The organism is Lentzea aerocolonigenes (assembly GCF_000955955.1).
GTDB classification, from domain to species: domain Bacteria; phylum Actinomycetota; class Actinomycetes; order Mycobacteriales; family Pseudonocardiaceae; genus Lentzea; species Lentzea aerocolonigenes_A.
The window spans coordinates 1-7,348 of the sequence record NZ_JYJG01000424.1; the positions used below are offsets into that span (position 1 = coordinate 1).

The window sequence follows — 7,348 nt, forward strand, 5'->3', positions numbered from 1 at the left end:
GATGAAGGGAACCTTCATCCACGTCAGGTGGATGAAGGTTCCCTTCATCGTTTGAGCAGCTGGGTCAGCAGGACTGCTTGTAGAAGTACTTCGAGTTGGCGGACGCGTCGTCCTTGGTGATGGCGACCAGGTCCGTCTCGATGTTGCGCTTGTTCGTCTTGCCGTCGATCGCGGCCACGGCCTGCTCGACACCCTGCTTGCCGATCGTGCCGGGGTCCTGGGCGATCAGGGCCTGCACGGTGCCCGCCTGCAGGTCCTTGACCTGGTTGGGCGAGGCGTCGAAGCCGACCAGGTTCACCGAACCGGTCTTGCCCGCGTTGCGCAGGCCGGTGGCGGCACCCTCACCGCTGTTCAGGTTCGTGGCGAACACGCCGATCAGGTCCGGGTTCGCGGCGAGCGTCGCGGTCACCTTCGAGGCGGCGGTCGCGGCCTCGTTGTCGGTGTACTGCTGGCCGATGTACTTCAGGTTCGGGTAGGCCTTGATGGCGTCCTCGAAGCCCTTGGCGCGGGCGTCGGTGGTCGACGTGCCGGCCTTGGTGTTGAGCACCAGCACCGAACCGGTCTTGCCCGCAGTCAGCTTGTTGATCGTCTCGGCGGCCAGCTTGCCGCCCTGCTCGTTGTTGGACGAGATGGTGGACGAGGCGATCGAGGTGTCCTGCAGCTTGGTGTCGACCTCGATGACCTTGATGCCCGCGTCCTTGAGCTGCTTCATCGGGCCGGCCATGGCCTTGTCGTCGGTCGGCGCGATCAGCACCGCCGCCGGCTTGTCCGCCAGGATGCCGGTGACGATCGGGGTCTGCTGGGCCGCGTCGAACTTCGCCGGTGCCTGGGTCTTGGCCTCGTAGCCAGCGGCCTTGGCGGCTTCCTCGAAGCCGCACTGCATCGAGATGTAGAACGGTTCCGCCGAGATGCCGGGAATCAGCACCAGCTTCTTGTTCGCGGCGTTGTTGCCCGAACCCGAGTCACCAATCTGCCCGCCTCCGCCACACGCGGCGAGCAGGAATGCGGCCGACACGGCCACTGCGGAGCGGATCTTCATTGGTCCAGCACCTTTCCCTAACGTTGGTTGCGCGCCCGCCGCCGTGTCTGGTCCAGCCACACGGCGGCCACCAGCACGATCGCGACGGCGATCGGCTGCCAGAACTCCTCGACCCCGATGATCACGAGGCCCTTCTCCAACACCGCCGGGATGAACACGCCGAAGATCGTGCCCACTACCGAACCCAAGCCGCCGAAGATGCTGGTACCACCGAGCACGACGGCGGCGATCGCGTTCAGGTTGTCCGTCTCGTGGCCGGTGACGACCGCGACCCGGAAGAACGCGTTGCCCATGAATCCCGCGAGTCCCGCGAGGGTTCCCGCGAGCACGTACACCTTCGTGAGGTGGTTGCGCACCGAGATGCCCACCCGCCTCGCCGCCTCCTCGTTCGAACCGACCGCGTAGGTGTAGCGGCCGAAACGGGTGGTGGACAGGAGAAGCGCGCCCAGAGCGGTGACGATCGCGGCCACGATCACGATGTTCGGGATGCCGAGGTACGTGCCGGAGCCGAAGGTGCGGTTCAGCTTGTCCGGGATGCCGGACACGTTGGAACCGTTGTTCAGCAACAGGGCCGCGCCCTGTGCCGCGCCGAACGAGCCCAGCGTCACGATCAACGGCGGGATCTTCGCGCGCGAGATCAGCAGGCCGTTCAGCAGGCCCCACACGGCACCGCTGACGACCGCGACGAGCAGTCCGAACGCGATCACGCCCCAGCCGGCGTTCGTCGCGTCGCCGCCGGACACGGAGTTCATCGCCATCGCGGACAGCACGCTCGCGAACACGAGCACCGAACCGACGGACAGGTCGATGCCGGACGTGATGATCACGAACGTCATGCCGACCGAGAGCACCAGCAGCACAGCGGTTTCCGCGAGCAGGAACTGCAGCGTGGTCACCTGGAACACGGCGTCCGGGCGGATCGCGCCGAACACCGCGATGAGAACCAGCAGCACCAGGCCGATCCACAGCGTGTTCGCGCCGGTCAGCCGCTTGAGGATGGGAGTGCGCGCCTCGTCGGGGCCAGGATCGGACCCAGGATCGGACACAGTAGACAACGTTGTCTCTTTGTCAGTGGTCATCAGGCCGCGTCCTCTTGAGACAGTGCACCGGTCATCGCGCCGACCAGCTCTTCGACAGTGGTGTCGGCGGCCTTGAAACGGGCCACCCGACGGCCGAGGCGCAGCACCTCGACCCGGTCGGACACCGACAGCACCTCTGGCATGTTGTGCGAGATCAGCACCACCGCGATGCCCTCGTCGCGGACGCGCTTGATCACGTCCAGCACGCGTTCCCGTTGCACCACACCGAGTGCGGCGGTCGGCTCGTCCATGAACACGAGCTTCGACGCCCACGCCACGGATCGCGCGACGGCGACCGACTGACGCTGACCGCCGGACAGCGCCGCGATCGGCACGTCGACGCTCTGCAGCGACGCGCCGAACCGGGCGAAGTGCTCGGAAGCCTGCCTGCGCATGGCCTTCTTGTCGAGCACCCCGAGGAACCCGAGGATGCCGGGCTTGAGGATCTCCCTGCCCAGGAACATGTTCGCGGCCGGGTCGAGGTCCGGCGCGACCGCGAGGTCCTGGAACACCGTCTCGATGCCGCGGTCGCGGGCGTCGTTGGGGGAGCCCAGCGTGAGCGGTTTGCCGTCGAACAGCAGGGTTCCGCTGGTCGGCTGCTCCACCCCGGACAGGCACTTCACCAGGGTGGACTTCCCCGCGCCGTTGTCGCCGATGAGCGACACGACCTCGCCGGGGTAGGCGGTGAACGAGGCACCGCGGAGAGCTTCCACGGTGCCGTAGTTCTTCGTGAGATCACGAGCCTCGAGAAGTGGCTCGCTCATGGCGACACATCCTCCACTGTGGACAGAACGGGCGGTCGGCAGCGGATCGCCACCAGGTCACCGGACAGCCCGAGCTCGCCTGCCGCGTGCGGCACGACGACGGTGCTGCCCTTGTGCACCTCCAGCTCACCGAGCTGGCCTGACCCCTCCAGCACCACCAGCACGGCGAACGACGGCTCCAGTGCGAAGGAGCCCTCCACGTGCAGGCGGTCGGCCTGGAAGAACGGGTCCGCGTCGTGGCCGAGGAGATCGACCGACGGCGCCCACTTCTCGGACGTCTGGCGCACGAGCTTGTCCAGGTTGTTCGCCCAGCCGTGACGGTCGACGCAGTCCAGCGCGACGTCGTAGCCGAGGCCGAGGTGGCCGATGTCCGCGTTGGCCAGGAAGCCCTGCCACTCCAGTGTCACCGAGAAGTCCGTCGGTTGCTGCAGTTCGACGATGAAGACGCCCTCGCCGATCGCGTGCGGGACACCGGCGGGCACGTAGACCGTGTCGCCGGGCCGGACGCACACCGGGTTCAGCGCGTCGAGCATCGCCGCGGTGTTCTGCGTGGAGACCCACTCGGCGACCGTTTCCGCCGGGACGTCCTCGCGGAATCCGATGTAGACGGTCGGGTCGCTCCCGGTGGTGCCGACGACGATCCACGCTTCCGTCTTGCCGTGCCGGCAGTTCAGGTGCGACGACGCGAAGGCGTTCGACGGATGGCAGTGCACGGGCAGGCGCTGGCCCGCGTCGAGCAGCTTCACCAGCAACGCCGTGTCCGCGCCGAACTTCGCCACGTGGTCGGCGCCGAGCCAGCCGAGCGGGTCCGCCTCGACGGCGTCGCGCAGCAGCACGCCGTTTGGCAACGTTGTCAACCCGGCATCGCTGCGTCCGTACAGCGTCGTCGTCGAGGCCACCCAGTCCTCGGGCCCGAAGTCGCCGCTCGTCCCCCCACGCAACGCGGCGATCGCCTCGCCGCCGCGGTAGAACTGCTTCGGCTGGTTCGCCGGCAGGTTGACAGGCTGGTGGAGCACACCAGAACTCACGCGTGGACCTCCCCGGATCCTCGTGGCACCAAGCGCACCGGCAGCACGACGCGGCGCGGTGGTGAGTTGTCGCCGTCCAAGCGGGCGAACAACAAATCGGTGGCCGCCTTGCCGAGCGCGCTCGCGTCGTGCGCGATCACGGTCACCGGCGGCGACAACAGGTCGGCGAGCTCGAAGTCGTCGAAGCCCACCAGCGCGGGCCGTTCCGCGACCCCCGCGAGCGCACGCAGGATGTACACGGTGATGCGGTTGTTGCCGGCGACGATCGCGGTCGCGGGTTCGCGCATCGTCTGCAGCCGCTGCAACGTGGTCAGCACGCTGCTCTCGTCGTGCGGCCCCATCGCCACGAGTTCCTCGTGGTACCCGATGCCCGCCCTGACGCAGCCCTCGCGATAACCGCGCAGCCGCTCGTTGGCGGTGAAGATGTCCGGCGCGTCCCCGAGGAACGCGATGCGGCGGTGCCCGTGCGCGGCCAGGTGGGTGACGGCCTCGACGGTGCCGCCGATGTTGTCGACCAGCACGGTGTCCGCCACGACGTCGCCCGCGGGCCGGTCCAGGAACACCACGGGCGTGCCCGCGCGCATCTCCGGCACCAGGTAGCTGTGCTGCAGGCCGGCGGGCACGATGAGCAGCCCGTCCACGCGTCTGCTGCAGAACTCCAGCGCGAGTTCTCTCTCGCGGCCGGGATCCTCGTCACTGGATCCGGAGATCACCTGACGGCCTCGCAGTCGCGCGATTTCCTCGACAGCGCGGGTCACGCCGGAGTAGAACGGGTTGCCGACGTCCTCCAGCACCAGCCCGATCGTGCCGGTGGACGAGCCCCGGCGCAGGTTGCGGGCACTCAGGTTCCGCCGGAACCCGAGCTGGTCGATGGCCGCGAGCACGCGCTCGGCGGTCGACGGATGCACACCCGGCTCGTCGTTGACCACGCGCGAGACGGTCTTGATGCTCACGCCCGCCAGCCGCGCGACGTCGTTCATCGTCGCGCGACGGACCTTGCGCTGACCGGCAACAGGGCCGCTGGGGGACAACGTTGTCATAGTGGCCGTATCTCACCCCGGCTTCACCTGCTTGTCAACAGTTCCGGAACCGGTCAAGCGGCCACTTGTTTTCTCACTTGGTGTCCTGAAAAGGACAAGTGGCGCCGGTGGTATTGACCGACGCCGTGTGCGCTCCGCAAGGATCTGGTGACAGACAGCGTTGTCAGCCAGAGGGGAGATCAGCCATGCGTGACCTGCCACGCCGCAGCGTTCTCAGCCTCCTCGGAGCCGCCGGACTTGTCGGCGTGCCCGGTGTTGCTGCCGCTCAACCATCTCCGTCCGCACCTGTGCCCGGTCCTGAGGCCGGTGCGGCTCCTTCCGTTGGTGCTACTGCATTGGCACCGCCTCCCGGTGGCTGGCGCGCGGTCGCCGAGGACGTGCGCGCCGAGGTCCGCTGGGCCTGGCGGTCCTATGTGGACCGCGCGTTCGGCCACGACCAGATCAAGCCGGTCTCGGGCGGCTCGGAGGAGTTCTTCGTTCCCGGGCATCCGATGGGCCTCACCGTCGTCGAAGCCCTGGACACCCTGTGGCTCATGGAACTCGACGCCGAGTTCGCCGAGGGCGTGCGCTGGGTCAAGTCTCATCTGTCCTTCGACGTGGACGCGTCCTTCCAGGTCTTCGAGACCAACATCCGCATGCTGGGCGGGTTGTTGTCCGCCTACCACGTCAGCGGCGATGGTGCGCTTCTGGCTCTGGCGCGCGACCTGGGCGACCGGTTGCTGGTCGCTTTCTCCAAGTCGCCGACCGGCATCCCGTACCGCTACGTCAACCTGCGCACCGGAGCCGTGTCGTCCCCCGAGACGAACCTCGCCGAAACCGGCACGTACATCACGGAGTTCGGCTCGCTCTCGAAGTGGACCGGCGACCGCAAGTACTACAACGCGGCCAAGAAGGCCTTCAAGTACACCTTCGACCGCCGCACTTCTCTCGGCCTGCTGCCGTGGGACGTGCACGCCGAGACCGGCGCCTGGCGCAACCGCCTCGCCACCATCGGCCCGCCCGCCGACTCCTACTACGAGTACCTGTGGGACGGCTGGCACCTCTTCGGCGACCGCGATCTCAAGGCGTGGTGGGACGTCCTGATCCGCGCGATCCTGCGCTACCAGACGGATGTCGTGTCGGGTCGTCTCTGGTTCGCCCAGGTCGACGCCTTCACCGGGCAGCGTTCCTCGCGGACGCAGAGCGAGTTGGCGGCGTTCTTCGGCGGGTTGCTGGCGGAGAGCGGTGACATTGCCCGAGGCCGTGCCTATCACGACTCGTGGACGGCGGTTCAGGACCGCTACGGCGTGCTGCCCGAGGGCATCAACTACACGTCTCTGCGGCCGACTTCGGTTGGTAACCAGCTCCGGCCCGAGTACGCCGACGGTGCCTTCTTCCTGTGGCTGGCGACGCGGGAGGAGATCTACCGCGAGCGCGCTCACCGTCACTACCAGGAGATGAAGCGGACCTCCCGCACCAACTACGGCTACACGATCCTGCGGGACGTCACCACTGGGGCGCAGGGCGACTTCTGTCCCGGCTACTGGTGGTCCGAGCAGCTGAAGTACTACTGGCTGATCTTCAGCGACTCGCGCCGCTTCGACTACACCAGCCACTACCTGTCCACCGAGGGCAACATCTTCCTGGGGGCACGTCGGTAGCTCTCGCGAACTCCGGGTCTGGGCTCCGTAACTTGGCGGCGGCGGTGCTCAGATCCGGTCCTACCTGGGCCGGGGTGCCGAGCGGCGGCGGTGGCACCCCGGCCCAGCCTTCCTCTGGGTGTCATACGGGCCGGGTCATTTCATCGCCGCTTCGCGACGATTGCTGGGCTAAACAGCCCTGCCGATCCCTTCAAAGGCTTTAATGCCTTAAGGGCTGCTCGCTTCGCATCGCACGATCAGCTGTTCACACATTGGTGTATATTTTGCGTCGTTATCTTTTCGTGATCTTGCGGTAGAGTGGGACCCGTGAACGAAACCCGACTTCTCCCTACTGACGAGCTGCTGCGCAGTGTCGTCGAGGAGGTGACGGAGCGGCGTATTCGCGACAACAGGATCATGCAGAAGATTGCCGAGTTGAATCGGCGTGACGCGGCCGCCGAGCTCGGCTACAAGGATTTGGCCTTGGTGTTGCGTGATGCCGTTCGCTGGGATCTCGGCGAGGCTCGGCAATGGGTTACCAACGCCGCTCTGCTGAACAGTGAGATCACGCCGACCGGCAGCGAACTGGCCCCCGAACTCCCAGTGACCGCCGAGGCGTCGGCGGAGGGCGCGTTGTCGGTCGAGCATGTCGCGGCTCTGGCGAAGGCGATGGAGCAGCTGCCCGCGGAAGCCGAGGCCACGATGGTGGACTTCGCGCGCGAGCACGCGCCCGCCGCGATCGCCAAGTTCGGCGAGCGGGTGGCTTACGCGCTCTACCA

Annotated in this window: 7 protein-coding genes; 2 read left to right on the forward strand and 5 right to left on the reverse strand. The window is 67.2% G+C overall.

Annotated elements, in window-relative coordinates:
- Window positions 1-64 precede the first annotated feature (64 nt).
- Genes UK23_RS41785 through UK23_RS41805 form a run of 5 tightly spaced genes read right to left on the reverse strand, consistent with a single transcriptional unit; the run spans window position 65 to window position 4,890 of the window.
- The gene (locus UK23_RS41785; protein ID WP_045317357.1) at window positions 65-1,039 is read right to left on the reverse strand and encodes an ABC transporter substrate-binding protein; all 975 of its coding nucleotides are present in this window, start codon (window positions 1,037-1,039) and stop codon (window positions 65-67) included.
- A gap of 17 nt (window positions 1,040-1,056) precedes the next feature.
- Window positions 1,057-2,118, reverse strand: coding sequence for an ABC transporter permease (locus UK23_RS41790; RefSeq protein ID WP_082115416.1), 1,062 nt, complete (start codon window positions 2,116-2,118; stop codon window positions 1,057-1,059).
- Window positions 2,118-2,882 (reverse strand): ATP-binding cassette domain-containing protein, encoded by a 765-nt coding sequence (locus UK23_RS41795; RefSeq protein WP_045317359.1) that lies wholly within the window; start codon window positions 2,880-2,882, stop codon window positions 2,118-2,120. The genes UK23_RS41790 and UK23_RS41795 overlap by 1 nt, the downstream gene beginning before the upstream one ends.
- Complete coding sequence (locus UK23_RS41800) at window positions 2,879-3,910, reverse strand: class I mannose-6-phosphate isomerase (RefSeq protein ID WP_231114916.1); 1,032 nt, start codon at window positions 3,908-3,910, stop codon at window positions 2,879-2,881. Before UK23_RS41800 ends, UK23_RS41795 begins: the two co-directional genes overlap by 4 nt.
- On the reverse strand, window positions 3,907-4,890 hold the full coding sequence (locus tag UK23_RS41805; RefSeq protein ID WP_045317361.1) for a LacI family DNA-binding transcriptional regulator: 984 nt from the start codon (window positions 4,888-4,890) through the stop codon (window positions 3,907-3,909). Before UK23_RS41805 ends, UK23_RS41800 begins: the two co-directional genes overlap by 4 nt.
- A 245-nt stretch (window positions 4,891-5,135) precedes the next feature.
- Here UK23_RS41805 and UK23_RS41810 point away from each other — a divergent pair, with 245 nt between their 5' ends.
- Entirely contained in the window at window positions 5,136-6,590 is a 1,455-nt protein-coding gene (locus tag UK23_RS41810) for a glycoside hydrolase family 47 protein (protein ID WP_082115417.1), read from the forward strand.
- A 306-nt stretch (window positions 6,591-6,896) separates the two neighbouring features.
- The coding region (locus tag UK23_RS41815) for a DUF222 domain-containing protein (RefSeq protein WP_045317363.1) at window positions 6,897-7,348 on the forward strand (452 nt) is incomplete at its 3' end.